General features: G+C 34.8%; 27 protein-coding genes and 1 riboswitch. Of the genes, 10 read left to right on the top strand and 17 right to left on the bottom strand.

Annotated elements, in window-relative coordinates; translation table 11 throughout:
• Window positions 1-44: 44 nt before the first annotated feature.
• From HHU08_RS04210 to HHU08_RS04200, 3 genes are all read right to left on the bottom strand, one after another.
• Window positions 45-866, bottom strand: coding sequence for a YihY/virulence factor BrkB family protein (locus HHU08_RS04210; protein WP_016202304.1), 822 nt, complete (start codon window positions 864-866; stop codon window positions 45-47).
• A gap of 226 nt (window positions 867-1,092) precedes the next feature.
• Window positions 1,093-1,455: a YtxH domain-containing protein gene (locus tag HHU08_RS04205; RefSeq protein WP_016202303.1), complete on the bottom strand. Its 363-nt coding sequence runs from the start codon at window positions 1,453-1,455 to the stop codon at window positions 1,093-1,095.
• Window positions 1,456-1,546: 91 nt separating this feature from the next.
• Complete coding sequence (locus HHU08_RS04200) at window positions 1,547-2,020, bottom strand: low molecular weight protein-tyrosine-phosphatase (RefSeq protein WP_016202302.1); 474 nt, start codon at window positions 2,018-2,020, stop codon at window positions 1,547-1,549.
• Window positions 2,021-2,168: 148 nt separating this feature from the next.
• Here HHU08_RS04200 and HHU08_RS04195 point away from each other — a divergent pair, with 148 nt between their 5' ends.
• Window positions 2,169-2,393: a DUF1128 domain-containing protein gene (locus tag HHU08_RS04195; protein WP_016202301.1), complete on the top strand. Its 225-nt coding sequence runs from the start codon at window positions 2,169-2,171 to the stop codon at window positions 2,391-2,393.
• Between the two features lie 143 nt (window positions 2,394-2,536).
• Here HHU08_RS04195 and map read toward each other — a convergent pair whose 3' ends face one another.
• The 3 genes from map to treR all read right to left on the bottom strand — a co-directional run bounded on the left by map (window position 2,537) and on the right by treR (window position 4,878).
• Window positions 2,537-3,289, bottom strand: coding sequence for a type I methionyl aminopeptidase (map, locus tag HHU08_RS04190; protein ID WP_016202300.1), 753 nt, complete (start codon window positions 3,287-3,289; stop codon window positions 2,537-2,539).
• Window positions 3,290-3,565: 276 nt separating this feature from the next.
• Complete coding sequence (locus HHU08_RS04185; protein ID WP_016202299.1) at window positions 3,566-4,084, bottom strand: type 1 glutamine amidotransferase domain-containing protein; 519 nt, start codon at window positions 4,082-4,084, stop codon at window positions 3,566-3,568.
• A gap of 77 nt (window positions 4,085-4,161) precedes the next feature.
• A complete protein-coding gene (gene treR / locus HHU08_RS04180; protein ID WP_040343000.1) occupies window positions 4,162-4,878 on the bottom strand; it encodes a trehalose operon repressor in 717 nt (238 codons plus the stop codon).
• A gap of 284 nt (window positions 4,879-5,162) precedes the next feature.
• Between treR and HHU08_RS04175 the strand changes: the two genes are divergently transcribed.
• Window positions 5,163-5,486 (top strand): helix-turn-helix domain-containing protein, encoded by a 324-nt coding sequence (locus HHU08_RS04175; protein ID WP_016202297.1) that lies wholly within the window; start codon window positions 5,163-5,165, stop codon window positions 5,484-5,486.
• Window positions 5,487-5,639: 153 nt separating this feature from the next.
• On the opposite strand, the gene HHU08_RS04170 is transcribed toward HHU08_RS04175, so the two are convergent.
• On the bottom strand, window positions 5,640-5,789 hold the full coding sequence (locus HHU08_RS04170) for an anti-repressor SinI family protein (protein WP_016202296.1): 150 nt from the start codon (window positions 5,787-5,789) through the stop codon (window positions 5,640-5,642).
• A 31-nt stretch (window positions 5,790-5,820) separates the two neighbouring features.
• Window positions 5,821-5,905, bottom strand: a riboswitch (cyclic di-GMP riboswitch).
• Window positions 5,906-6,490: 585 nt separating this feature from the next.
• On the opposite strand from HHU08_RS04170, the gene HHU08_RS04165 reads away from it, so the two are divergent.
• Together HHU08_RS04165 and HHU08_RS04160 are read left to right on the top strand one after the other, a co-directional pair.
• On the top strand, window positions 6,491-7,606 hold the full coding sequence (locus HHU08_RS04165; RefSeq protein WP_016205139.1) for an IS4 family transposase: 1,116 nt from the start codon (window positions 6,491-6,493) through the stop codon (window positions 7,604-7,606).
• Between the two features lie 435 nt (window positions 7,607-8,041).
• On the top strand, window positions 8,042-8,371 hold the full coding sequence (locus HHU08_RS04160; protein ID WP_169187869.1) for a helix-turn-helix domain-containing protein: 330 nt from the start codon (window positions 8,042-8,044) through the stop codon (window positions 8,369-8,371).
• Window positions 8,372-8,508: 137 nt separating this feature from the next.
• Here HHU08_RS04160 and HHU08_RS04155 read toward each other — a convergent pair whose 3' ends face one another.
• The 5 genes from HHU08_RS04155 to HHU08_RS04135 form a co-directional block, all read right to left on the bottom strand.
• Complete coding sequence (locus HHU08_RS04155; protein WP_016202293.1) at window positions 8,509-9,420, bottom strand: pseudouridine-5'-phosphate glycosidase; 912 nt, start codon at window positions 9,418-9,420, stop codon at window positions 8,509-8,511.
• 14 nt (window positions 9,421-9,434) lie between these two features.
• Window positions 9,435-10,538 (bottom strand): carbohydrate kinase, encoded by a 1,104-nt coding sequence (locus tag HHU08_RS04150; protein WP_016202292.1) that lies wholly within the window; start codon window positions 10,536-10,538, stop codon window positions 9,435-9,437.
• 184 nt (window positions 10,539-10,722) lie between these two features.
• Window positions 10,723-11,529: a flagellar motor protein MotB gene (gene motB, locus HHU08_RS04145; RefSeq protein WP_169187868.1), complete on the bottom strand. Its 807-nt coding sequence runs from the start codon at window positions 11,527-11,529 to the stop codon at window positions 10,723-10,725.
• Window positions 11,522-12,322, bottom strand: coding sequence for a flagellar motor stator protein MotA (motA, locus tag HHU08_RS04140; RefSeq protein WP_016202290.1), 801 nt, complete (start codon window positions 12,320-12,322; stop codon window positions 11,522-11,524). Before motA ends, motB begins: the two co-directional genes overlap by 8 nt.
• A gap of 256 nt (window positions 12,323-12,578) precedes the next feature.
• Window positions 12,579-12,959, bottom strand: coding sequence for a DnaJ family domain-containing protein (locus tag HHU08_RS04135; protein WP_016202289.1), 381 nt, complete (start codon window positions 12,957-12,959; stop codon window positions 12,579-12,581).
• A gap of 115 nt (window positions 12,960-13,074) precedes the next feature.
• Here HHU08_RS04135 and HHU08_RS04130 point away from each other — a divergent pair, with 115 nt between their 5' ends.
• Together HHU08_RS04130 and HHU08_RS04125 are read left to right on the top strand one after the other, a co-directional pair.
• Window positions 13,075-13,233 (top strand): hypothetical protein, encoded by a 159-nt coding sequence (locus tag HHU08_RS04130; RefSeq protein ID WP_016202288.1) that lies wholly within the window; start codon window positions 13,075-13,077, stop codon window positions 13,231-13,233.
• Between the two features lie 263 nt (window positions 13,234-13,496).
• Window positions 13,497-15,578: a DNA topoisomerase III gene (locus HHU08_RS04125; protein WP_169187867.1), complete on the top strand. Its 2,082-nt coding sequence runs from the start codon at window positions 13,497-13,499 to the stop codon at window positions 15,576-15,578.
• Between the two features lie 422 nt (window positions 15,579-16,000).
• Here the strand turns inward: HHU08_RS04125 and pgmB are convergent, their stop codons facing one another.
• Window positions 16,001-16,666, bottom strand: a complete 666-nt coding sequence (pgmB, locus tag HHU08_RS04120) for a beta-phosphoglucomutase (protein ID WP_169187866.1) — start codon at window positions 16,664-16,666, stop codon at window positions 16,001-16,003.
• A 216-nt stretch (window positions 16,667-16,882) separates the two neighbouring features.
• Here pgmB and HHU08_RS04115 point away from each other — a divergent pair, with 216 nt between their 5' ends.
• Window positions 16,883-18,115, top strand: coding sequence for an aminopeptidase (locus HHU08_RS04115; RefSeq protein WP_169187865.1), 1,233 nt, complete (start codon window positions 16,883-16,885; stop codon window positions 18,113-18,115).
• A 234-nt stretch (window positions 18,116-18,349) separates the two neighbouring features.
• Here HHU08_RS04115 and HHU08_RS04110 read toward each other — a convergent pair whose 3' ends face one another.
• Window positions 18,350-19,468 (bottom strand): hypothetical protein, encoded by a 1,119-nt coding sequence (locus HHU08_RS04110; RefSeq protein WP_169187864.1) that lies wholly within the window; start codon window positions 19,466-19,468, stop codon window positions 18,350-18,352.
• 418 nt (window positions 19,469-19,886) lie between these two features.
• On the opposite strand from HHU08_RS04110, the gene HHU08_RS04105 reads away from it, so the two are divergent.
• From HHU08_RS04105 to HHU08_RS04095, 3 genes are all read left to right on the top strand, one after another.
• Window positions 19,887-20,159 carry an acylphosphatase gene (locus HHU08_RS04105; protein WP_169187863.1) on the top strand — a complete coding sequence of 91 codons (273 nt, stop codon included), beginning with the start codon at window positions 19,887-19,889 and terminating at the stop codon, window positions 20,157-20,159.
• A 132-nt stretch (window positions 20,160-20,291) separates the two neighbouring features.
• A complete protein-coding gene (gene mscL / locus HHU08_RS04100) occupies window positions 20,292-20,669 on the top strand; it encodes a large conductance mechanosensitive channel protein MscL (RefSeq protein ID WP_169187862.1) in 378 nt (125 codons plus the stop codon).
• A 70-nt stretch (window positions 20,670-20,739) separates the two neighbouring features.
• Window positions 20,740-21,378 (top strand): Bax inhibitor-1/YccA family protein, encoded by a 639-nt coding sequence (locus HHU08_RS04095; RefSeq protein WP_169187861.1) that lies wholly within the window; start codon window positions 20,740-20,742, stop codon window positions 21,376-21,378.
• Between the two features lie 63 nt (window positions 21,379-21,441).
• Here HHU08_RS04095 and HHU08_RS04090 read toward each other — a convergent pair whose 3' ends face one another.
• The 3 genes from HHU08_RS04090 to HHU08_RS04080 all read right to left on the bottom strand — a co-directional run bounded on the left by HHU08_RS04090 (window position 21,442) and on the right by HHU08_RS04080 (window position 23,578).
• Window positions 21,442-21,726: a hypothetical protein gene (locus HHU08_RS04090; RefSeq protein ID WP_169187860.1), complete on the bottom strand. Its 285-nt coding sequence runs from the start codon at window positions 21,724-21,726 to the stop codon at window positions 21,442-21,444.
• A 305-nt stretch (window positions 21,727-22,031) separates the two neighbouring features.
• Window positions 22,032-22,538, bottom strand: coding sequence for an acyl-CoA thioesterase (locus HHU08_RS04085; protein WP_016202277.1), 507 nt, complete (start codon window positions 22,536-22,538; stop codon window positions 22,032-22,034).
• 107 nt (window positions 22,539-22,645) lie between these two features.
• On the bottom strand, window positions 22,646-23,578 hold the full coding sequence (locus HHU08_RS04080; RefSeq protein ID WP_169187859.1) for a magnesium transporter CorA family protein: 933 nt from the start codon (window positions 23,576-23,578) through the stop codon (window positions 22,646-22,648).
• Between the last annotated feature and the right edge of the window lie 64 nt (window positions 23,579-23,642).

The following is a 23,642-nucleotide window of genomic DNA, read 5'->3' as shown; positions in this document are numbered from 1 at the left end:
TGTTCTATTAGTGTTCTTTTATAGAGGTAAATTACGGATACTGGTTAACAAGGTTCTTTTCTCTTTTCCGTAAAGTAAGCATTGATCTCTCCACCCAAGATGATAATTATGCCAGTAATATAGAACCAAATCATTAAAACGATAATGGTCCCAATACTTCCATAAGTTGCGGAATAGTTACTGAAATTCCCAACATAATAGGAGAAAGCCAAGGAGGCAAGAACCCAGCCAATCGCAGCGAAAATTGCTCCGGGAATGGCAGAAATACATTTCAGTTTTTTATTTGGAGCAACCCAATAAAGGGCAAGAAACACAATAAATAAAATAATTGGCGATGCAAGAAATCTTAACGTATTCCATATAGATAAAAACTCATCTGTTAAGTCAAATTGTGAAAATAAAAACATCCCTATTTGCTCTCCAAATACTGGTAATAACAGCGCCACTACTACTACCGCAATCATGCCAAGTGTCAGCAAAATAGACATCCCTCTTGCAACAATAAATGATCTGGTTTCTTCCACATTATAGGCTTTATTTAAAGCCTTTATGATAGCATTTAAGCCATTTGAAGCAGACCATATTGTCGCGATGATCCCGAATGATAAAAGACTCACGTTTCTGTTTAGCACCTGATCGATATTTGATTCAATCGTATTCATAATATCTCCAGGAGCAAATCCCTCCACTATGCCTAGCAAGTCTTCTTTTGTAATAGGAAGATATGGAAGGAGTGTCATTACGAAAATGAGTAGTGGGAAAATAGACAATAAAAAATAGTAGGCTAACTGTGCTGCCAAATCAAATACATCATCTTGTTGAATATTTTTGATGAGAACCTTAAAAAAATGAATGACCTTTCCCATACAAAATCACCGCCCTAACAGTTCATTTATGTATGTACCTTTGCCCGTTATTATGTAAATAAAAACATGTCTCTAATAAGAGCTTGTATTATGTACTGTAAAAAGATGTAGCCTGAATGATACCTCCATCTCTAAATATACATATACCCAAGCAAAGCTGGGCTGATTTTTTTATAGATATTGGTATCATTTAAGCTACTAGACATTCTAAAAAGCATTCATACAGCTATTCCGTCTTAGGTAAATATTGTATGCTAGAGACTAGCTTTCTTTCCTGATTGATCGTGTTCCCTTTCGAAAATGCTTCTTTAGTATCTCGAATAATGCCTGCAACTACTGGCGTTATTCCTTTTAATTCCTCAAGTTGCTTCTTAACAAAAGCTGCATCATCGGAAATTTTCGTGGCTGAGTTCTTTATTTTTTCTGAAGTTAGATTCAAACTTGACGTCATTTGGTCTAAATCTGTTACAGTATCTTTCGCATGCTGTATAGTCGTTACAGCCTGTTGTCTTGTATGCCTGTCCAACAGGCTTATCGCCGTTCCAATAAGACTGCCTATAAAAAAACCTTTTGTTATACTCATTTTCATAGTCCCTGCCACCTCTCCAAAATTGTTGTTTGGTTCATTGTTAAGCCACATTTATATACAACTATTTCTTGAAGGATGACAACAGGCTACCTTATAAGGAATACACTTGTTTTATCTCCCTTAGCAAACCTTCACAGCCATCCTTCACTAATGCAAAAACTTCTTCAAAATTACCGGTATAATATGGGTCTGGTACTTCTATTCCCGCAGCATCGTCTGTATAATCCATTAAAAGGCGGACTTTTGTGCCATCTAACATGTCATTCAGATTTTTAATATTCGCTATATTACTGTTATCCATTGCAATCAGATAATCAAATTCTTCTAAATCCTTATTCGCCAATTGACGGGCAAAAATACCTGCATCCTTAATATTATTCACTTTAAGAATATCTCTTGTTCCCTGATGAGGCGGATTTCCACTATGCCATCCACCTGTTCCTGCTGAATCGCAAACAATCTTATCTTGCAATCCTTCTTTATTAACTAAATCACGGAATATCGCCTCCGCCATTGGTGAACGACAAATATTCCCTAAGCAAATAAATAAAACACGTACTTTCATTTTTATTTTCCTCCATTTTCTTATTTACATACTTATTTTACTTTGTAAGTAATGGCAACAACTTATGAATGATTCTCTATATTGACATTTCTATGTTTGCATGAAAAGATGAATAGAACAACTTTATTGTCCAAGAAAGGGGAAAGGCATGAATTTAGATATTAAAACAACAGAAAACGTAAATTTCATGATTGAAAAAATAAAAGAAAAGTTAAAAGTATTAAATATAGGTGCGATTAAATCCACGCATTTTGATGAAGATCTCTATGATGACATTAAAGAAATTTACGAACATGTGATGAAAAAAGATTCCTTTAGCCCAAATGAAATGCAAGCAATCGCTGAAGAACTTGGGAACTTGCGTAAACAATAACAACTCATAAAAAAGATAATCAGTGGCGCACATCCCCACTGATTATTTATTTAAAAATCGTTTTGTTTTTAAATTGCATAAGCTTACTACAGGAAAACAGATCATTCCTAGCTTGCTTCATTCTTCTATGTACCTTTTACAGATCAAGCCTCTTGATCTGTAAGGATTATTGCTCCTTCTTTCGTAATAGCAATAGTATGTTCATATTGTGCAGAGTGTTTACCATCTACTGTTCTTGCTGTCCATCCGTTATTATCCATTTTCATTTTATAATCGCCAACATTAACCATTGGTTCAATCGTAAATACCATTCCCTCTTTTATGCGAGGTCCCTTACCAGCTAAACCAAAATGAGGTACTTCTGGTTTTTCATGAATTACTTTCCCAATACCATGGCCAATAAAATCTCTCACAACAGAAAAGCCTTGTTCTTCTACATATTGCTGAATAGCGAATCCAATGTCCCCGATTCGATTTCCAACCTTCGCCTGTTCGATTCCCGCATAGAGAGCTTTTTTTGTGACATCCATTAATTTCTCTAATTCTGTAGCTATTTCACCAACCGCATAGGTCCATGCAGAATCAGCCAAAGCACCATTATAATTAACAACCATGTCGATTGTTACAATATCCCCTTTTTTTAAAGGCTCTTTCCTTGGAAAACCGTGACAAATTTCATCATTAATGCTGGCACAAGTTGCATATGGATAATCACGATACCCTTTTTGTTCAGGAGTCGCTCCCATTTCCGCTAAATATGCTTCAACCTTCTGATCAATTTCCAAAGTAGTGATTCCTGGTCTTATCATCTTGGCTATCATTTTATGACAACCAGCTAGAATCTCGCCAGCCTTCCTCATTTGCTCAATTTCCCGTGTTGATTTTAATACAATCATTTACAATCCTTCTTTCTATCCATTCTCTTGCATGGAATCGTTCATTATTATTCGTTTCCCTCATCCAGATTATATTCATTTGGCGCTTTTTTGCTGTTATTTATCATTGCTGCTTCTGTGGAATATTGTGCAGTGAATCTTTTGAATGTCGCTCTTTCTCTTCTTAAAGATAACACAAAAAAGAGGCTGATACCTACTCCAACTCATGATAAAAAGATTATATTCTTCTTACCATAAATCGGTGTACGTACAGCCCCTTCTAGTTTGATATTCCCCTTATTTATTTAAAAGCTTTAACGACTCTCTATTAAATGCAGGAATATCCTCTGGCGTTCTGCTTGTCACCAATTGGTCCCCACATACAACTACTTCCTCATCTTTGAAAGTAACACCAGCATACTCCATGTCCACTTTAATTGATTTATAACCAGTAGCACTCCTACCCTCTAGCGCTTTCGCAGTGATAAGTAGCTGTGGTCCATGACAAATTGCAAAAACTGGCTTCTTTGCATCCATAAATGCCTTAGTAAAGGCAACTACTCGATCATCTACTCGAAGCTGATCTGGAGAAAATCCTCCTGGAATGAATAAAGCATCAAATTCATCAGAAGAAACCTCGTCTATTCCTTTGTCAATACTTACAGTTGCCTCTTTTTGTTTTCCTTGCACCGTTTTACCAGCTTCTAACTCAATTGTTACTACCTCGTGTCCAGCTTCTTTATACGCTTTAGCCGGCTCTGTGTACTCAGAATCCTCAAACATATCAGTAATTAATGTGGCAATCTTCTTACTCATATCTAGCATCTCCTTTTCCTATTTTCTATAAGTAACGTTCCCCATAGAAAGAAAATAAAACATGCTATCATTATTTTTTAAGCTTCGTTTCTCCTTGCAAAATCAACAAATCGGAACTTATCTGGGCGATGTCGAGATTCTGTATATTGAAATAACGTGGCATTTTCAAAATAGATATAGTTTTTAACAACAACAATTGAATGAAATCCCTCTAAATCAAGTAAGTTATAATCTTCTTCAGTAGGCTCTTCTACCGTAAATTCTTTTTTCGCAAAACTAATTTTTAAGTTTAACTGCTTCTCAATATAGTCAAAAATAGAACTTCTACATATTTCTTCTGTTAATCCAGGCACATATTTTTCAACAATATAGTCTTTATCCAAAATAATGCGTTCCCCATTAATTTCTCTTACACGAAAAACTTCCCAAATAGAATCTTCTTTACTTAGCTGCATTTCTTTTTGTAAAAGAGAAGATGGTTGTTTATTCGTAAAGCTTTCAATAATGGTCACAGAGGAATGTCCCATTTTATCTGCTAATTCCTTAAAACTAACCAATCCAGAAATCGGGAATTGCAGTTTTTCCAGATCAAGTACTAAGGAACCCTTCCCTCTGAGCTTTTGGATATATCCTTTTTGGGATAAAATATTTAAAGCTTTACGGATCGTTTCTCTAGATGTGTTATATTGCTCTGCTAATTCATTTTCAGATGGCAAAATAGTGTCCGGTGGATACTTCCCATTTCTAATTGCCGCTTCAAGTTCTTCGAATATCACATAATATTTATTCAACATGAAATTCACCAACATTTTCAAATTATTCGTTACCATTCTACCCTTTTTCAGACAAATTGTCTAAAAAGGATTGAAAAACAAATAAAAAAATGTTTCATTTTATTTAACAAAGGGTAAATACTATTGGATATATTTCAATATTGTGAACAAAATTTAAAAATAATTATTTACATCATTGATTTATAAGCATAGTGGATAGAACAATTTGTTCTTTATATGGAACTTTTTATCTATAAATGCTATGATAAATATACATATTGTTAAGAGTGAAAGTGAGTGAGCGTATGATTGGGGATCGTGTAAAGCAGCTACGTTTGGAGAAAAGAATGTCCTTGTCAGAATTAGCTGAACAGGCAGGAGTGGCGAAGTCTTATTTAAGTTCCTTAGAAAGAAATTTACAATCCAATCCATCGATTCAATTTTTAGAGAAAATTGCCGCTGTTTTTAATATACCAGTTGATCATTTAATAAATGATCAGCAAAATAAAGATGATTTAGATTCTGAGTGGTTAAAAATTGTGAAAGAAGCAATGGATTCTGGAGTATCTAAAAAAGAATTTCGCGAATTTTTGGAATTTAATAGATGGAGATTGCAACAAAAAAAATAATATTTTTTCCAACTTATATATCTTAAATAAGTTATGATAACTCTAAAAAATTTTTTCTACGTATAATTTCTCACAATGCAATTTTTTCTATTGTGAGAAATTATACGTAGATGTTTTTTACTTTTGTGTTCAAAAGGTACTATATTTAAATGTTTACTTCGTATTTTCTTGAATTAAGTAATCCTTCTCGCTTCGTAAAAACTCTCTTACTTCTTGCAAATTCATTCCAATATCTTTGGCTTCATTAATTAATTGAATCCATTCTGAATCCAATTCTTCGGTAAAAAGTTGACTATTAATCACTTAATTCTTCCCTCCAAAAATACATTTGTATTTTGGCAGTCCGGCCATCATTGTTTCGCACATTAGATCCGTGACTTTGCGTCCCAAACTTTCGTATTGGTTTGCCTTTTACATTTAATTATTCCCTTATCCTTTTACTGTTTTCTCATTATAACGCTTTTATTGTTAGAATATTGCAGTAATTTGTCATAAAATTAGGACAAATTACTAAAAGATTTCTTGTTGTTTCTACAAAATATGTTGAATCCCTCGAATCCAATCGAAAGAATCCTACTTAAGCATTATTTACATTTTACTAGTAAGCCAGCAGTACTATTTAGATTGACTTCTATCATAATATTGCGTTTGATAGCTTTTTAGCACTTTTTTAAAAGAATAATTTATATATATTTGTTCAAATGTAATCGCATCAAAAAAAGGATAATCAGTCAAATCATTTTGGCATATAGGACAAATCCATTTTCCTATTTCGCTACTACTATACGACGGTCTTAGGCATCTATCACAGTTTTTTCTATACATTTTTCTCCCCTTTATTTTCCATTAAGCTTACTTAAATTCACTAGTGTTGCATTAATTTAATTTCACTATTAAAAATACTCGAAATGTTCACTTTTATTATTTTATGCATAGAAAAAGTCCTTTATAATGGATAAGTCAGGTGGTAACCCGTCCAAATCCACTAAAAAAGGACCAATCTCATGGACAAGATTACACGAAAAACTTCATTTGGACAATGGTTTTCGCCAATTAATCTTCAATTATTTGAAGAACAGGTGAAAACATTGAAATTAGATTGCTATACGAAAAAGTTAACGACAGAATCATTCCTAAAACTATTACTTTTTGCACAATTAGAAGAAGTTGAAAGTCTTCATGCGTTAAGTGATTGCCTTTTTGATGATCATCTTCAAAAGGAAATCGACCTTGATTCTATAAGCATTTCTCAGCTCTCGCGCCGTTTAAATGGTCTAAATCCAGATTTGTTTCAAAGACTTTTCCTTGATTTAGTCGGACAAATTCACGCCAAAACACACTACACAAAACTTGTCATGCCGTTAAAAATTATTGATTCAAGTACTTTGCCACTAAATTTGACCAATCATAAATGGGCGAAGTTCCGCAAAACTAAGGCAGGCGTAAAGTTACACTTACGCCTTGTATTTATGGAAAAGGGAGAATCCTATCCCGAAAAAGCCGTGATGACAACGGCAAGCGAACACGATCGTGGTCAACTTGAGATTATGGTTGACGATAAAGAATGCATGTATGTGTTTGACCGAGGTTATCTAGACTACGAGCGTTTTGATCGCATGACCGATGAAGGCTACTTTTTTCTTTCTAGGCTACGAAAAAACGCAGTCGTACGGGAGGTTTATGATTTTAAACTACCCAAGGATTCATCTGTTTTGTCGGATCAAATGGTGTTGATTGGTACAACTCAAAACCGAGCTGAAAACTATTTTCGACTTCTAAAAATAATAGATTCAAAAGGTAATGAACTTCATTTAATCACAAATCGTTTTGACTTAAGCGCCGAAGAAATATCGGAAATGTATAAATCACGATGGGCAATTGAGCTGTTTTTTAAATGGATTAAACAACATCTCAATATCAAGAAATTCTACGGTCAAAGTGAATGGGCGATTCAAAATCAAGTGTTTATCGCACTTATTGTTTTTTGTCTTCATGTTCTGGTACAACTCGAAACAAAAAGTAAGCGGAAAACCTTGCAAATTAGCCGTTATTTAAGGGCATCATTGTGGAAACCAGCACATGTCTGGCTTCGCAAAATTGAAGGAAAAGCCATCCCTTAATCAACAAATTGTTGTCGTTGCACAGGTCTAATTGTAAATAAATTTCCAAATGGACAGGAGCCGCCTTTAGAAAGGTAATTACTTTTTTGGCTCTAAGTAGAGTAAACAATTAAACTGAAAATTATGACACTATTTACGCAACACTAGTGACTTAAATTGAATAAATAATAATTGATAGGAGTAAAAGTTCATCGCAGTATGCTAGATATGTTCTAAAATTTCCAATTCGTTCTTTTTTAAGAACTTATTAGTTAGTATAGTGCAAATCTATCATTTTCGAAAATTCCAAAATCAGCCGTTTTTTCTTTTTAAAGAACGAATTCCGTTCTCTTTCTTGAATATCCTCTTGTTTTCTAGCTTTTCTGTATTTTTTATTGAACAATTTGTTCGTTATAATGAAATAGTACTTCTATATGTGGTAAGGAGAATATTGTCATGTTGGTTGGAGCAAAAATAAAGAAATTAAGATTAAAAAGAGGTTTTTCTATCAATGAACTTTCGGACAAATCCGGTGTTTCTAAATCTTACTTAAGCTATATTGAAAGAGGGATTCAAAAAAACCCCTCTCTTCAAGTACTAACGAAACTTGCATACACCCTTGATACCAATGTAGAAGAACTACTAGACAATCACAATTCAGCAATAGACGGGATAGACGAAGACTGGATTAGTTTAGTTGAAGAAGCCATAGAGGATGGTATTACAAAAGAAGATTTTGCCGGTATTCTTGAATATGTAAAGTTCAAAAAAAGACAAGAAAACTAGAAAAGTGGGAGCTCCTTCTATTGTTAAAATATCCTTGAGAAGTGGGTTCCACTCTTACTAGTAAGAAAAAAGACCATTCAAAGAGAATACCGCTTCTGTCATGAAGCATTATTCCACTTTCAATAGTCTTTGATTACTTATTTATTTAACTCCACTGCCATTCTTGAGCCTACTTCTGCATTGTTTTTAACTAATGCAATATTAGCAACTAGGCTTGTCCCTTCCGTTAACTCTTTTACTCTACTTAATAAGAACGGAGTTACCTTTTTCCCAGTGATATTATTTTCTTTTGCTTCTTGTAATGCCTTTTCAATAATTTCCGTAATGTATTTTTCCTCTAGGGCATCTTTTTCTGGAATTGGATTGGCAATAACGACCCCACCCTCTAGTCCTAGTGCCCATTTTGTTTGAATCATCGCTGCTGCTTCTTTTGGTGTTTCTACAGAGAAATTCACTTCAAATGGACTTGTTCTCGTATAAAAGGCTGGTAGAGATTTTGTTCCATATCCAACCACTGGGACGCCATATGTTTCTAGATACTCTAACGTTAAGCCAATATCTAAAATTGATTTAGCACCAGCACATACGACTGCTACACTGGTTTTAGCCAGCTCTTGTAAGTCTGCCGAAATATCCATAGTCTGCTCTGCTTCTCTATGAACACCACCAATTCCGCCAGTTACAAACACCTTAATCCCTGCTAGTTCCGCACAAATCATGGTAGCAGCCACAGTTGTAGCGCCATTTTTTTTGCCTGCAATTAGATAAGGTAAATCACGTCTACTTGCTTTTTCAATATTATCGCTCTTAGCTAAAAATTCAATTTCATCGTCCGAAAGACCAATCTTAATTTTCCCGTCAATAATCGCAATGGTTGCAGGGACTGCTCCATTTTTACGGATAATATCCTCTACCTCTTTAGCTGTTTCAACGTTTTGCGGATAAGGCATACCATGGGATATAATTGTTGATTCTAATGCTACAATTGGGAGATCGTTTTTCTTTGCCTCTAATACTTCTTTAGAGAATTCCAACCATTCTGTTTTCATGTTATTTGCTCCTTTTAACGAAAGTATTTTCCAAATATTTCTTGCAGTTTTTTATTATTTAATAATGGATTTACTGTCTGATAAGATTGCAGCGTAATAATTGAGCACGCGATTCCAATTTTGCAAGCATTTTCCGTGCTTAAGCCTTTAATATGTGAATACATAATACCCGAAACTAATGAATCACCGGCTCCTGTTACATCGACCACTTCTGCTTCAGGAGGTAAAATAACACCAGCTTCACCTAATTTAGTAAAATAGATTAGTCCTTTATCGCCTCGGGTAATAACAACTTTTTCTACACCCTTTGCAAGAATGATTTCCGCTGCTTTAAAGAAATCGCCTTCTTCTTTTATTTCCATTCCAGCTAGTACCTCAGCCTCTTCACTGTTTGCAATAAGCCATGTAACTCCCTGTAAATTTTCTGGCAATTTCCTTACTTTTGGTGCAGAAACAGGCGTAATACATAATGCCATTTTTTCTTGCCTGCATCTAGCAATAATATACTCTAAAACATCGGCAGAAAAATTAGTGTCTAGTATCACTAATTCTGATGTTGCTAGATAGCCCCATTTTTTATCAATTGTCTCTACATCAATGCTGTCATAGATAGACATATCTGCTAAAGCAACGGCAAGCTCACCATCTGAATCTAACAGAGCTGTATACGTACCTGTTCGATGCAAATTAGACAAGAGAGAAGGAGTGATATCTGCATAAATTTTCGTATTATCTAATAACCATTCTCCTTCATGGTCATCTCCTACGATTGTAAATAAAGAGGTCTCAAGTCCAAGTCTTCCTAAGTTCTCTGCAATATTTCTTGCAACTCCTCCAGGTGATTGACTTGAAGAAGCTGGGTTGGACGTTCCATACTGAATCGTTTCCTCTGCTTGAACTTTTCGATCAACATTGGCTCCACCAATACAAATAACTTCTTTCTTTTTTGGTAACACATAGGCTCTTCCTAATAGTTTTCCTTCTTTTGTCAAAGAAGAAATATATCCTGCTACTGCAGAACGGGACAATCCCATTTTCTCAGCCAGTTCATTTTGAGTAACAAAGGGATTTTCTTTAATTAGCTGAAGAATATAGATCTCTTTATCATTCACTTCCATCTCCCCTTCAAATAAAGTGAAACTACCAACTAGACGTAGAAAAGAAGAGACTTCTCCGCCTATTAAAACTTTTGTTTATATTATAAACTTTTGTTTATTAAACAACAAGATTTTCTTCCCTTTTGTGAAAATTTTTTATAAGTTCGAGCATTTCATGTATACAAAAAAAGAAGACTAACATTCCTTAGTCTTCTGTTGCTACTCTTGGTTGAATTAAAATATCAACTCTTCTATTTTTTGCTCTTCCTTCAGAGGTATCATTACTTGCAATAGGTTGGAACTCCCCATACCCCTTGGCACTAAATGATTTAGGATCAAGTTTTTTATTTTCAAGAAGTAATTTCATAAAATTTAATGCTCTTGTTACACTTAGCTCCCAGTTGGAGTCATAGCGAGAATTACTGATGGGAACATTATCTGTATGTCCGCTAATTATAATGCTCCTTGGTGGATCCATCACAAGTAAATTGGCTATTTCAGAAACAATTTTTCTATCCTTACTTCGAACTTCAGCACTTCCTGATGCAAACAGGACATTATCTCTTATCGACACATGCAATCCTTCACCAGTAAGCTCCGTATCAAGCTTGTTTCCTAATTTATTTTCTTTAATATAAGCATTCACTTTCTGTTGAATACCTGCCAATTCCTTTTGGTCTTGCTGCTTTTGTAATTCTTTCAAATCTTCCTCAGCGACATCTTTTGTTTCTTTTTTATCTACTTTTTCCTCTTGATCGACTAAATCAGCCTCTGTATTTTCACCTTTCATCGATGGCGCAGGACTAGGATATTCAAATATCCCTGTCCCTCCTTGTAATTCTCTGTTAAAAGCTTGTGCAATTTCCGAGAACTTTTTTGCATCGACAGAACTCATGCCGTATAAAACGATAAACAAAGCTAACAATAAAGTAAGAATATCTGCGTAAGGAACTAACCATGATTCATCTACATGTTCATCATGATGGACCTTCTTTTTTCTTTTTTTACTCATTCGCATTCACACTACTTTCGTTTTCCTCCAGAAATTGTCTTCTTTCTGAAACTGGTAAATACGATGCTAGTTTTTGTTCAATGACTCTAGGTGCCTCCCCTTCTAAAATGGATAGGACTCCTTCAATCATTAAATATTTTTGACTTGCTTCCATTTGTGATTTTCTTTTCAGTTTATTTGCAAATGGATGCCATAAAACATAGCCTGTGAAAATCCCCATTAGCGTTGCGACAAATGCAGCACTAATAGCATGTCCAAGCGCTTCAGCATCTGACATATTGCCCAATGCCGCGATAAGTCCGATTACGGCTCCAAGCACCCCTAATGTAGGAGCATAAGTACCTGCTTGTGTAAAAATAAGTGCTCCTGAACGATGTCTTTCTTCCATTGCCTCAATTTCTTCCGTTAATACATCTCTAATATACTCGGCACTTTGACCATCAACTGACAAGGATAAGCCATTTTTCAAGAACGGATCTTCGACTTCATCTGTTTTTGCTTCTAAAGCAAGTAGACCTTCTTTTCTAGCTAATTGTGCCCACTCTGAAAACAGTCGGATTAACTCTTTCGTATCCTGTATTCTCTGTTCCTTAAACAGAATACCGAATAACTTTGGAACTCGTTTAATCTCTGAAGTAGGAAAGGCAATGACCACTGCTGCAACTGTACCTACTAAAATAATTAGAATAGCCGCTGGGTTTATTAATACCGCAGGGCTAACTCCTTTAAATACCATCCCTACTCCAACAGCAATAATGGCAAGTATAATTCCTATCAAGGACGTTTTATCCATCTCATTCACCTATCTTATTCCAAAATTTCGATTCTAAGTCTTACCCTTTTTTTCGACATTTCTCTTCATTTTTTTAGTTTTATTTTATGTAAATTTTGTTAACTTCATGATTCATGACGATAGTCCCGCTTTTTTCAAAAAAAAAGGGCGATGTCATCATCACCTTTTATTAATAAGTCTATCTTATTATGAAATAAAGATCGAATAATTTACTTATGATCCAAAAAACTACATATACCAGCCAAACCTAAAAAGCTTACTTAAGAAATAACCGATCCTCCACTTTCTTCTGATATTCTGAAAAATGTTTCGAATGACTAGTTCCTGTTCGCTCTCTAACCATTTTATTAAATCTCCATAATTTCTCATTATATTTCTTTTGTAAATCCATTTTTTCTTCTTCCGTTTTACAGGATCGAATTAAATCTTCCATGGACAATAACTCTTGCCTAATCCTATCCTCTTCTAAAGAATAGCCAGCATTCTTCAATACCCGATAAGCCATTCGCAATTCTTCTGGGACAGACGCCAAGCTGTCCTTTGGAAGTGGTTTTCCGAATCCCGGAAGATTGCTAAACTCCCCGTTTTGATACGCTTTTTTTATTTTGTCCTCTGAAACAAGAAACGAAAAATCCATTAACCTAACCCCTCCTGTCGAATGAAGCTATTTCCATTATACAATTTCCTCTTCTCATCCGTATAGGATAGGACGTTTTTATGAAAAATAGAAAGGTAAGAAAGGGGTGTTATTATTGGCACGTGGAGAACATTTTAATCATAAGAAGAAAAACCATCCAGGTCCTCTTCCAAAGGATACAAAAAAACATACGCATACGGAGGATGCTCCTGGCGATGAAGAATTTATCGTAACACAAGAAGCATTTAAAAACCGAGTAGAAGAAACTGAGTAAAATACTGTAAAGTACGGCGTTCTAACAAGATTAAAGGACGCCGTTCCTTTTTCCTCCAATTAATCTCCCATTACATACTAACCCCCATGCCAATCGTTCCCTCATGTTATAATAGAAGGTATGTATAATTCTCAAAGGCTTTATCTTATACAACTATATATGAAAGAATACTGTTGGCTTTAATTTATGGATATCCAGAAATCAACCTACTTCATATAGGAACAATATGAATCAGCCAAAATTTTCTATTGGAAGGTGTTTAAATGAAATCTCTTGTGTTATGTGAAAAACCAAGTGTGGCGAGAGAAATTGCAAGAGTGCTTGGTTGCAATAAATCAAATAAAAGTTATTTAGAATCAGATAAATACATTGTTACATGGGCTTTAGGCCACTTAATTGAATTAAAAATGCCCGAACATTATGATCCTAAATATAAAAATTGGAATCTAGATGATTTACCTATTATTCCAAATAAAATGGAATTAAAAGTGATGAAACAAACAAGTCATCAATACAAGGCAATTGATCAGCTCGCAAAAAGGAAAGATATTACAGACTGTATCATTGCAACAGATGCAGGGCGAGAAGGTGAATTAGTCGCAAGATGGATTCTCGAGAAAATTCGCTTTAATAAACCAACGAAACGATTATGGATATCCTCTCAGACAGACCGTGCAATAAAAGATGGATTTAAGCAGTTAAAGCCAGGTAAAGAGTTTGATCGCCTGTATCAATCGGCAGTGTGTAGAGCTCAGGCTGATTGGTTAATTGGGTTAAATGTCTCAAGAGCCTTAACAACAAAATTCAATGATCCCTTGTCAGCAGGACGTGTACAAACTCCAACTCTATCCATGGTTCTAGAGAGAGAAAAAGAAATTCAAGCCTTTGTGCCAAAAGAATATTGGACCATTACAGCAAACGTAGACTCTCTACAAGCTAAATATGAAAAGAATCATGAGCGAAGAATCTTCTCAAAAGAAAAAGCAGAAGAGATTGTTGCCAATACTAAAGGAAAGCATGCAGTTGTAGAGGCTCTTACCATAAAAGAAAAAACAGAACAGCAGCCAATGCCTTATGATTTAACAGAGCTCCAGCGAGATGCTAACCGACGATTCGGCTTTTCTGCTAAAAAGACGTTAAATGTACTTCAGAAGCTATACGAGCAACATAAACTAGTCACTTATCCAAGAACTGACTCTCGTTACTTAACAACAGATATGAAGGCAACCATGCTTGATCGATTAGAAAGCATTTCCGGGGCATTTAAAGAAGAAGTTCAACCTATCATTCGCAACAAAGGCAAGGTCGAAGCAAATAATGTCTTTAATAACAACAAAGTATCTGACCATCATGCAATTATTCCAACCGAACAACCAGTCTTTTTAAATCGGTTAGATAATGATGAAGTAAAAATTTATGATTTAATTGTAAAAAGATTTTTGGCACTATTTTATCCAAAATATAAGTACGAAACCATTTCCACCACATTAAACATCAACGGAGAATCATTTGTAGCTCAGGAGACAAATGTTGTAGATCTCGGTTTTAAGGCTTTAGATGCTCGCAAAGCAGATTCCTCTAAAAGCATACAGCTGCAAAAAGGGAAACAATTAAAAGTCCAATCGGTGAATATGGAGCAAAAATTCACGGAAGCTCCATCACGATTTACAGAAGCTGACATTCTTGGAAAAATGGAAAAGTTTGGACTTGGAACCCCAGCAACTCGTGCTGAAATTATTGAAAGATTGCTTTCTTCTGAAGTATTAGAAAGACAAAACGGGAAATTGCATTCTACCTCCAAAGGGAAACAACTTATCAATCTCGTTAATGATGATTTGACTACTCCTGATTTAACTGCAAAATGGGAGCAAGAATTAGAGGATATTGCCAAAGGAAAAGCTAATGCTAAACAGTTTATGGAACAGATAAAAGAGCAAACAAAACGATTTGTCCGTGAAATTAAGCACAGTGAGAAATCGTATAAAATGCAAAATTTAACTGGATCAAAATGTCCAGAGTGCGGATCTTTCTTAAAAGAAAAAAATACGAAAAACGGAAAAGTCCTTGTATGTTCCAGTATGGATTGCTCCTTCAGTAAAAGAAAGGATCCAAAACTATCCAATAAACGTTGTCCACAATGTCATAAAAAAATGGAAATTCATAACGGAGTGGCAGGAACCTACTTCCAATGCAGAAACTGTAACGTAGTGGAAAAAGCTACTGACCGTAAGAAAACAATTAATAAAAGAGAAGAACGGAAACTAGTCCAGAAATACAGTAAGGACGAAAGCTTTGGAAACAGTTTGGGTGATTTATTAAAAGCGGCGATGAAAAAAGAAGAATAAAAAAAGGTAAAGAGAGTGTGGCATAACTAAATAGATACTCTGTAATGACGAACAATCTCTCATTTAGCTCTTAAATAAAGGTTACTTTCCTATACTGATTATTTATGTTTTTAACTATAGTCAAGTGTAAAAATTAATTCGTTCCATTGCGCTACAGACACTCGCTTTCCGCGGGGAGCAGCCTGAATACACGTAGACTTCTATGGGATTAGCGATACAGTCTGAGACCTGCTGGCAAAGGCCGAAGCGGCTCAGCGCGAGCCCCACGGAAAGCGAAGTGTATTCCGGCTGCGGGTAACAGCAACAAACTTCATAGAGCATCCTTTTTAACAATGAAAAAAAGTCTGAACAATTATACGTTTCCATTAGCATTTCTTTGTTCGGGTTTAACCTTAGCTGGAATACTTATGTTCCAGCCTTTTTCATCTATTATTAAATTTCTCTAATAAAGTTTTAGCTTTTAATTCTAATGTAGAAGAAACTTGCCAATCTGCTTTTTCAAAAACTTTCCCTTCCCCTATGCCAACAGAAAACATAGGTGTTTGTAAAATTCCACTCAACCCGGCTTGTCCATCTTCTATAGCTGCACAATGGAGATAATCAATGCCTAAGCAGTCGGCTGCTGTTAAAAATATTTCTGGATCTGGTTTTCCCTTTTTTAAAGAATGAGGATCTACAATACAGTCAAACCAGTCTCTTATTCCAAAACGCTCCAAAAGATAAGGCGCGTTTGAACTAGATGAGGCAATACCAAATTTGATACCAGCCTCCCGCAATTCTTTCAAAAATTCATACATTCCTGGCAACATATTGTCTACCGTAAATTCGGCAATTAAGTTCTTATAGTAATCACTTTTCCGATTTCCAAGCCTCTCTTTTTCTATATCAGAAACCACTTTATCTGTTCGTGCGACTAAATCGTCAATCAGAACCTTTCGCGGAACGCCCTGATATTTTACATTGTCCTCTCTTGTAAAGGGGGCACCAATTTCTACGGCCATTTTTTTCGTTGCTTCGTAATATAAAGGAACAGTATCTGCAATAACACCATCGAAATCAAAGATAACTGCTTGTAAGCTATTAGACATAAAAACCTCCAAAAATAAAAAATCCAATATCTCTATTCTACCAAAAATACTTATTATTTGTTTGCAACCCTAAACAAGACCAATTATTATCCTAATGTTACGATGAATCAGTTTATTTCTTTTTCTAAAAAAGCTACAATAGAAGCAGCATCCATTCCAACTTTGGGATTCATGTTTATACATAGAGCTTATAGCTTAAAGAAAAGGAGAATGAAAATGAGTACATTTCAAGAAAATCTGCAAAAATATGCAGAACTTGCAGTAAAAGTCGGTGTTAACATTCAAAAGGGACAAACACTTGTTATCAATACATCCATTGAATCTGCTGAATTTGTTCGTTTAGTAGTGAAAGAAGCATACCAAATTGGGGCAAATAACGTTGTTGTCAACTGGGGAGATGATACAGTGACTCGAACAAAATATGAATTAGCGCCAGATGAAGCATTTAGGGAATATCCTGAATGGAGAGCAAAAGAGACAATTGCACTTGCAGAAGAAGGGGCAGCTTTCATGTCTGTTGTATCCTCAAGCCCTGATCTTTTAAAAGGGATTGCCTCTGAAAGAATTAGCAATTTCCAAAAAGCTTCTGGTACAGCTTTAAGCCAGTTCCGAAAATATGTCCAATCAGATAAAGTAAGCTGGACAGTCATTGCTGTTCCATCAACAGCTTGGGCAAACCTTGTCTTCCCTGATGCTCCTGAAGAAAGCAAAGTTGAATTACTTTGGGATGCTATTTTCAAAGCAATTAGAGTCGATCAAGAAGACCCAATCCAAGCTTGGAAAGAGCATGATAAAACACTTCATACAAAAGTAGATTATTTAAATGGGAAGGCATATAAAAAGCTTCATTACACAGCTCCAGGTACAGATTTAACCATTGAACTACCTGAAGGACATCTGTGGTGCGGGGCAGGCTCTATCAATGAAAAGGGCTTTGAATTCATGGCAAATATGCCTACAGAAGAAGTCTTCACTGTTCCTCACAAAACAGGTGTAAATGGAACTGTTTCAAGCACAAAACCATTAAGCTATGGTGGAAATATTATTAATAATTTCTCTGTTACATTTAAAGATGGACGTATTGTGGAAGTGAAGGCAGAAGAAGGAGAAGAAATTCTTCGTCAATTAGTAGAAACAGATGAAGGTTCCCATTACCTTGGTGAGGTAGCATTAGTACCACATCGTTCTCCTATTTCTCAATCAAATATTCTATACTACAATACTTTATTTGATGAAAATGCATCAAATCACTTAGCAATCGGTAGCGCCTATGCATTCTGTATAGAAGGTGGAAAAAAGATGTCTAGTGAAGAATTAGCCGAAAAAGGATTAAACGACAGTATTACACATGTTGACTTTATGATTGGTTCAGACAAAATGAACATTGACGGTATTACTGCTGATGGTACAGTAGAACCTGTATTCCGTAATGGTGATTGGGCTTTTTAAGGATTAAGTAAAGGATGTTCCATGGAATGTTTGCGACTGAATATTCCATGAGACATCCTTTTTTGATAGGATAAAGTGAAAATTCCATCAGTGGGGGTTTTCCTTCCTCCCCCACTGATGGTTAGTTGAACCAATCGGACCTTTACGGACAGTTAATCTCCCACCTATCTTCCTCGTATTCTCATAAGCTTACAGTTGAATCTTACTGTCCGTTAAGAGTGGGATAAACGATTTCTATTTCACCAATCTAATCGTTTTAATTCGTTGAGATAAGTCTAATTGGATAATTAACTTATAATTCCCTGCTGAATAGGTTGCTACATACCCATCCTCTTTTGTAACATAATCCTCTGGCTTCCCTATCGTGTCTTGAATAGACTGTACCGATTCTTTTAAACGAACTCCTGGTATAGAAATCGAAGTAACCAGCTCCGTACTCTTGTCATAGTAATAAGTAACCTCAGGAAAATTTAATTGATTGTATTTCTGATTATACTCTTCCTCCATATAATTGGAGTTTATTTTCTTTATCTCTTTTATATTGGTACCAATTGGATATTGAGCCCCTATTAACATTCCTTGCTCTGCTAAATTCATTAAACTAGAGGTAACGGATAAATTCTTATAAGGATAATAAAATTCTTCCTCATCGAGCCAATTTTTAATAATTTCCTTATTATCAACAGAAGTTGCATCTACTTTTAATAATTTACCGTTATTTTGCTCGAGCATCCATGTATCAAATTCCATTATTTCTTTATCCTTTTTTCTTAACGTCTGTATATAGTTTTGTTGAATATTCTTAATGTCTTTACTGAATATTCGCATACCATAATCAGTCAATGTAACTAATTCTCCGTTATGGATCGTATAGAAATAAGCCATTACTTCATTAGCCTCTTCTCCTTGAAAAACAGCAGCAATATTTTGCTGATTAACAAGAAACGTTCCGATATTTTTTTGTGACAAATTAAAGGTCATCGGGTTGGGCAATTCAAGCTCTTGTTTAGCTGCCTCATGTCCGTACTCTTCAGTCCATAAGAAAAAGGAAAAATCTCCCGTCACAATCGTATCATCTTTTTTTCCTAACTCACTATCTTCTACTTGCTGATATTTCCTTTCTCCTTCACCTACAATATACAATTCATACTCTTTTTCTTTCACGTTCATATCCATTTCAAAATAAGCATTTTCTTTTACCCATTGTAAATCTTTCTTAATAACAGTATGGTTTAGGTCAATCTCATTCTTATGTTTCTCTATCAAATAGGAATTTACCATAGAAGCTATTAAAATTCCTGCAATTATAATTACTCCGACCCATAATAGCCAGATATATTTATTTCTTTTCATTATCTTTCTCCTATTTTTCAAACGAATCTAAACTCCACTATTGGGAAACTAGATAATTCGATTTACGGTTAATGGTAGCCCAGATTAGTAAATAAGGGACATACTCACTACAAGTTATTTTATTAAAGCCTCTCAAAAAAAAGTACCTAATATTTTTCAGAGCATGATACATACCTACTTATAGTACCAAATTGCTCTCCAATCTACAAATCTAGCTTTTTCCAGCTAATTTCCCCTTTTGCTCCCAACGCCATTCACTCACAACAATTGAACTATTTGCTGATCTATTTCTCTATACCTAATGACTCAACTTGCGACAGTACATATACATATGAGATGATTGATTGAAAAAGGAAATATATCGCTAAAACTATAGAAGGTACCTTGATTAAAAAAACATCCAAACAGGAGGTAAGATATGAAACAATTTCATCTTATTTTTAAGGGAAAGGTTCAAGGTGTTGGCTTTCGATACTTCGTCCAAACATTAGCTTTAGAAAATAATGTGACCGGCTGGGTCCGAAATAAAGCAGATGGAACAGTGGAATGTATTGCCGTTGCTTCTACTGAATCTCTACATACTTTTTTAGAAAAAATAAAAAAAGGAACTCGCTTCGCAAAAGTTCAACATATAGAAATAACCGAAAGCGAGCCAAAAGAACTATTTTCGAATTTCAAGGTAATGTACTAAAACTGCTTGTTTATTCTAAGCTCTGTTTAATAAATCCTATCTATACCAAAGGCTTGAAATTAATTATTTTTCATGTAAGAATAATAATATTTTAATGAACAAAATAAGATGAAGAATTATCAGGAGGATCATATGTGGAAAGAATTTAGAGCATTTGCAATAAAAGGAAACGTAATGGATTTAGCAATTGGGGTGGTTATCGGCACCGCATTCAGCAAAATCGTTAGCTCACTAGTTGAGGATTTAATTATGCCTCTCTTTGCCTATTTTGTTGTCGGAGTAGATTTCTCCTCATGGTCTTATGCAAAGATTGAATATGGGAATTTCCTACAAACTATCGTTGACTTTTTTATCATTTCTTTCTCTATCTTTTTAGTAATCCGCTTTCTAAATAAATTTAAAAAGAAAGAAGAAGTCAAAGAAGAGACTGTAACAGTAGATACAAAAGAAGAATTATTAAAGGAAATCCGTGATTTATTAAAAGCAGAAGCTGTCCGCGAAAAAGAATAATAAATGGAAACTTTTTAGAGAAATGTTTCGTAATATCTTATAAACAAACTCAATACTGGAGTGAAGAATAATGTATGCATATAGCCCAAGTAATGAATATATGCCCTCAGTGTTAAGAACTTTTGCTCTTTCGCTTGGAATAGCCTTTATCGGCACCATGATCGGTAATTTCGTCCCTACCTATTTATTCTTACCGTTATCTATTTTAGAAGTCATTCTTTTGTTAATTGCTATTTTTGCAAGAAAAGGAAAATCATTATCGTATGGATTCTTATTCACCTTTACGTTTATTTCAGGTATTACCACATTTCCAATCGTATCTTATTATGTATCAGCAGTCGGAGGAAATGTTGTTATCAATGCCTTAGGTACTACAACGATTGTGTTTGCTGGAGTAGCTATCTATGCGACAAAAACAAAGCGTAACTTCTCTTTCTTAAGAGGCATGTTGCTTGCTTCCTTAATAGCCCTAATTACTATTGGGATTTTTAATATCTTCTGGCCCCTCGGATCAAACGGAATGCTGGCATACTCCTTTATTGGTGTTCTTGTATTTAGCGGCTATGTTCTTTACGATTTCAATCGAATGAAGCATTATGGCGTAACAGCAGATCAAGTTCCTTTAATGGCTTTAAATTTATATCTTGATTTCCTAAACTTATTTATTAGTATCTTACGTATATTCGGCATTCTATCTGAAAAAGATTAAAAAGGTTTGAGTAAAGAGGCCCATAACCTCCTTGCTCAAACCTTTTTGATTAAACAATGCTTCCTATTGATAATCCTTTAATCGACTTTTGATTAACCGAATCATTTCCTCAGGATTATCTTTTACCACAAAGGAGAATACTCCACGATTTGTATGCAAGTAAAGTATTTTATATTGATTTCTTGATGGTTTAAAAGAAATGTCATGTATCGCCTTTAAAAGAAATGTTTGCTCCTCGCTAGTAACTTTATCACTCCATAGAATAAGGTTCTTTTCTTCTTCAATAATTTGCATATTTAAATCAATTTTCCTTGTGATCACAAAATACGATAGGGAAAATAATTTCATTTTTGCCCCCTTGTATGTATCCCTTGTAATAGAATGATTCATGGGAAAGAAAAAGAAAGTATTCCTGCAAAATCAGACAATGTAATTAGACAAGATATCGGAAATTCTCATCATTTCCTGGAAAATAATTTGTTATTTCGACAACATTTCAAATTGATTTTTACCAATAATGAAAATCTTATCTGAATAGCTGAATATCCTTCGACAAACCCGTTTCTTGCTTAGCAAACGGTCCTACTGCTGCCCAATAGATATGCGAGAAAATGACAGAAAGTAATGTCATTTCCCGACATTCCCCTTACCATTTATCCTAAACTTCTATATTTCTTAGCAAGTTCTTCTGTTTCCTTCTTCCGTTTCTTTCGCGCTTCTGCACGTTCTTTCGCAGATTCATACAGACTCTTTTCTTCTTCTGTCTGTGGAATAACCTTCGGAACTTTAGTTGGTTTTCCATGTTCATCAATGGCAACCATTGTTAGAAAACTAAGTGCACATAAATGACGTTCGCCAGTAATTAAGTCTTCTGCATTTACTTTTACAAAAACCTCCATAGAAGAAGTTCCTGTATAGGTGACAAAAGCTTCTAAACAAACAGCATTACCTTCATGAATCGGATACAAAAAATCGACAGAATCAGTCGAAGCAGTTACGATCCCTCTTCTTGCATGACGCATCGCTGCAATAGCAGCTGTATCGTCAATATAGGCCATTAATTTTCCGCCAAATAACGTCCCATACGTATTAGTATCTGTTGGAAAAACAATACTTGTTTTTACGACCAATGACTCACTACAAAATTTTGACTCTTCCATAAATCCTCCTTGTATACCTTTGGGAGTTTTTCTTCATCATTAACATGTTTACCACATTATTATATGCTAATTTATATGAGAGAGTCTAATTTTGATTGGAAAAAGCATTAGCGAAAAAATGAATTTTTCTTACGTGCCTTTAGTAAATCTCCCATCCATCCTCTTGATTTAAGATAGAAAAATACAATGATAGTTGACACAATAATAATTGCTAAAGAAATAACGTATCCAAATTTCCATTCTAGCTCTGGCATTATTTTAAAGTTCATCCCCCATAATGCTCCCCAAGCCATAATCGGTGTGCACAACGTAGTAAAAACTGTAAGAGTTTTCATAATTTCATTCCCTCTATGTTGTGACACAACCTCTTCAAAATCGACTAAATTATTTAATTCTTTTTGGTATTCTTCCACCAAGGTTAATCCTCTTTCAATTCTCTTACTAATACGCGCGTATTCTTTTCCTTTTGTAATCTCATTTCCAAACGCTTCCTCTAACGAGTATCTGATCTCAAGAAAAGGAATCATGACATTCTTCCAAATAAGTAATTCATGTCTTGATTGGTATACTTTATCTAATGTTTTTATGCTGTTCTTTTGTTTTACATCCCAAATCAATTCATCTAACTGTTGTTCATATGAATCAATATGATACAAAATTTCTGTCATTATCTTTCCTAAAATAACCATAAACCCTTCAATTGGATTTTGAGCTCGCTTTATTTCTTTAAATAAATTATTTCTATCTATATGTAAGCTATTATCTTTATAGTCAAAGGTGATTAACGTATCATTAGATAAATAGAAATGAAAAATTTCATAATCTTCTTTTTCATTAATCTCCCTGTGGTATATAAGGGATCCACTCAAGGTTTCCTGTTCTTCTATGGACGTATCTATATGAAGATAATTATTTCGATTATCTTTTATTTCCCGAAACCATGTATTAATTACTGGTCCCTTTTCAAGGGAAACTTCTTGTATATCCGCTTCTTCCAATAACTGATACCAATCCCAGTTCTCTAAACGGTATTTTTTCACTTAAATCCCCCTTACTAGCTTTTCTATTATTATTCCCGGAACAAAGTTTGTAAAACTTAAAAAT

The organism is Niallia alba (assembly GCF_012933555.1).
In the GTDB taxonomy this organism is placed as follows: domain Bacteria; phylum Bacillota; class Bacilli; order Bacillales; family Cytobacillaceae; genus Niallia; species Niallia alba.
The sequence above is the reverse complement of the archived record's forward strand: the minus strand, read 5'-3'. Positions and strand labels throughout refer to the sequence as shown.

Coding starts and splice junctions, on each gene's coding strand:
- map (WP_016202300.1), bottom strand. CDS start 3,289: ATGATTGTATTAAAATCAACACGGGAAATTGAGCAAATGAGGAAGGCT.
- HHU08_RS04135 (WP_016202289.1), bottom strand. CDS start 12,959: ATGGATTTTTCGTTTCTTGTTTCAGAGGACAAAATAAAAAAAGCGTAT.
- HHU08_RS04115 (WP_169187865.1), top strand. CDS start 16,883: ATGAGTACATTTCAAGAAAATCTGCAAAAATATGCAGAACTTGCAGTA.
- mscL (WP_169187862.1), top strand. CDS start 20,292: ATGTGGAAAGAATTTAGAGCATTTGCAATAAAAGGAAACGTAATGGAT.
- HHU08_RS04160 (WP_169187869.1), top strand. CDS start 8,042: ATGTTGGTTGGAGCAAAAATAAAGAAATTAAGATTAAAAAGAGGTTTT.
- HHU08_RS04155 (WP_016202293.1), bottom strand. CDS start 9,420: ATGAAAACAGAATGGTTGGAATTCTCTAAAGAAGTATTAGAGGCAAAG.
- HHU08_RS04150 (WP_016202292.1), bottom strand. CDS start 10,538: ATGGAAGTGAATGATAAAGAGATCTATATTCTTCAGCTAATTAAAGAA.
- HHU08_RS04210 (WP_016202304.1), bottom strand. CDS start 866: ATGGGAAAGGTCATTCATTTTTTTAAGGTTCTCATCAAAAATATTCAA.
- HHU08_RS04185 (WP_016202299.1), bottom strand. CDS start 4,084: ATGAGTAAGAAGATTGCCACATTAATTACTGATATGTTTGAGGATTCT.
- HHU08_RS04195 (WP_016202301.1), top strand. CDS start 2,169: ATGAATTTAGATATTAAAACAACAGAAAACGTAAATTTCATGATTGAA.
- motA (WP_016202290.1), bottom strand. CDS start 12,322: ATGGATAAAACGTCCTTGATAGGAATTATACTTGCCATTATTGCTGTT.
- treR (WP_040343000.1), bottom strand. CDS start 4,878: ATGTTGAATAAATATTATGTGATATTCGAAGAACTTGAAGCGGCAATT.
- HHU08_RS04085 (WP_016202277.1), bottom strand. CDS start 22,538: ATGGAAGAGTCAAAATTTTGTAGTGAGTCATTGGTCGTAAAAACAAGT.
- HHU08_RS04110 (WP_169187864.1), bottom strand. CDS start 19,468: ATGAAAAGAAATAAATATATCTGGCTATTATGGGTCGGAGTAATTATA.
- motB (WP_169187868.1), bottom strand. CDS start 11,529: ATGAGTAAAAAAAGAAAAAAGAAGGTCCATCATGATGAACATGTAGAT.
- HHU08_RS04200 (WP_016202302.1), bottom strand. CDS start 2,020: ATGAAAGTACGTGTTTTATTTATTTGCTTAGGGAATATTTGTCGTTCA.
- HHU08_RS04165 (WP_016205139.1), top strand. CDS start 6,491: ATGGACAAGATTACACGAAAAACTTCATTTGGACAATGGTTTTCGCCA.
- HHU08_RS04105 (WP_169187863.1), top strand. CDS start 19,887: ATGAAACAATTTCATCTTATTTTTAAGGGAAAGGTTCAAGGTGTTGGC.
- HHU08_RS04090 (WP_169187860.1), bottom strand. CDS start 21,726: ATGAAATTATTTTCCCTATCGTATTTTGTGATCACAAGGAAAATTGAT.
- HHU08_RS04205 (WP_016202303.1), bottom strand. CDS start 1,455: ATGAAAATGAGTATAACAAAAGGTTTTTTTATAGGCAGTCTTATTGGA.
- HHU08_RS04175 (WP_016202297.1), top strand. CDS start 5,163: ATGATTGGGGATCGTGTAAAGCAGCTACGTTTGGAGAAAAGAATGTCC.
- HHU08_RS04125 (WP_169187867.1), top strand. CDS start 13,497: ATGAAATCTCTTGTGTTATGTGAAAAACCAAGTGTGGCGAGAGAAATT.
- pgmB (WP_169187866.1), bottom strand. CDS start 16,666: ATGTCTAATAGCTTACAAGCAGTTATCTTTGATTTCGATGGTGTTATT.
- HHU08_RS04095 (WP_169187861.1), top strand. CDS start 20,740: ATGTATGCATATAGCCCAAGTAATGAATATATGCCCTCAGTGTTAAGA.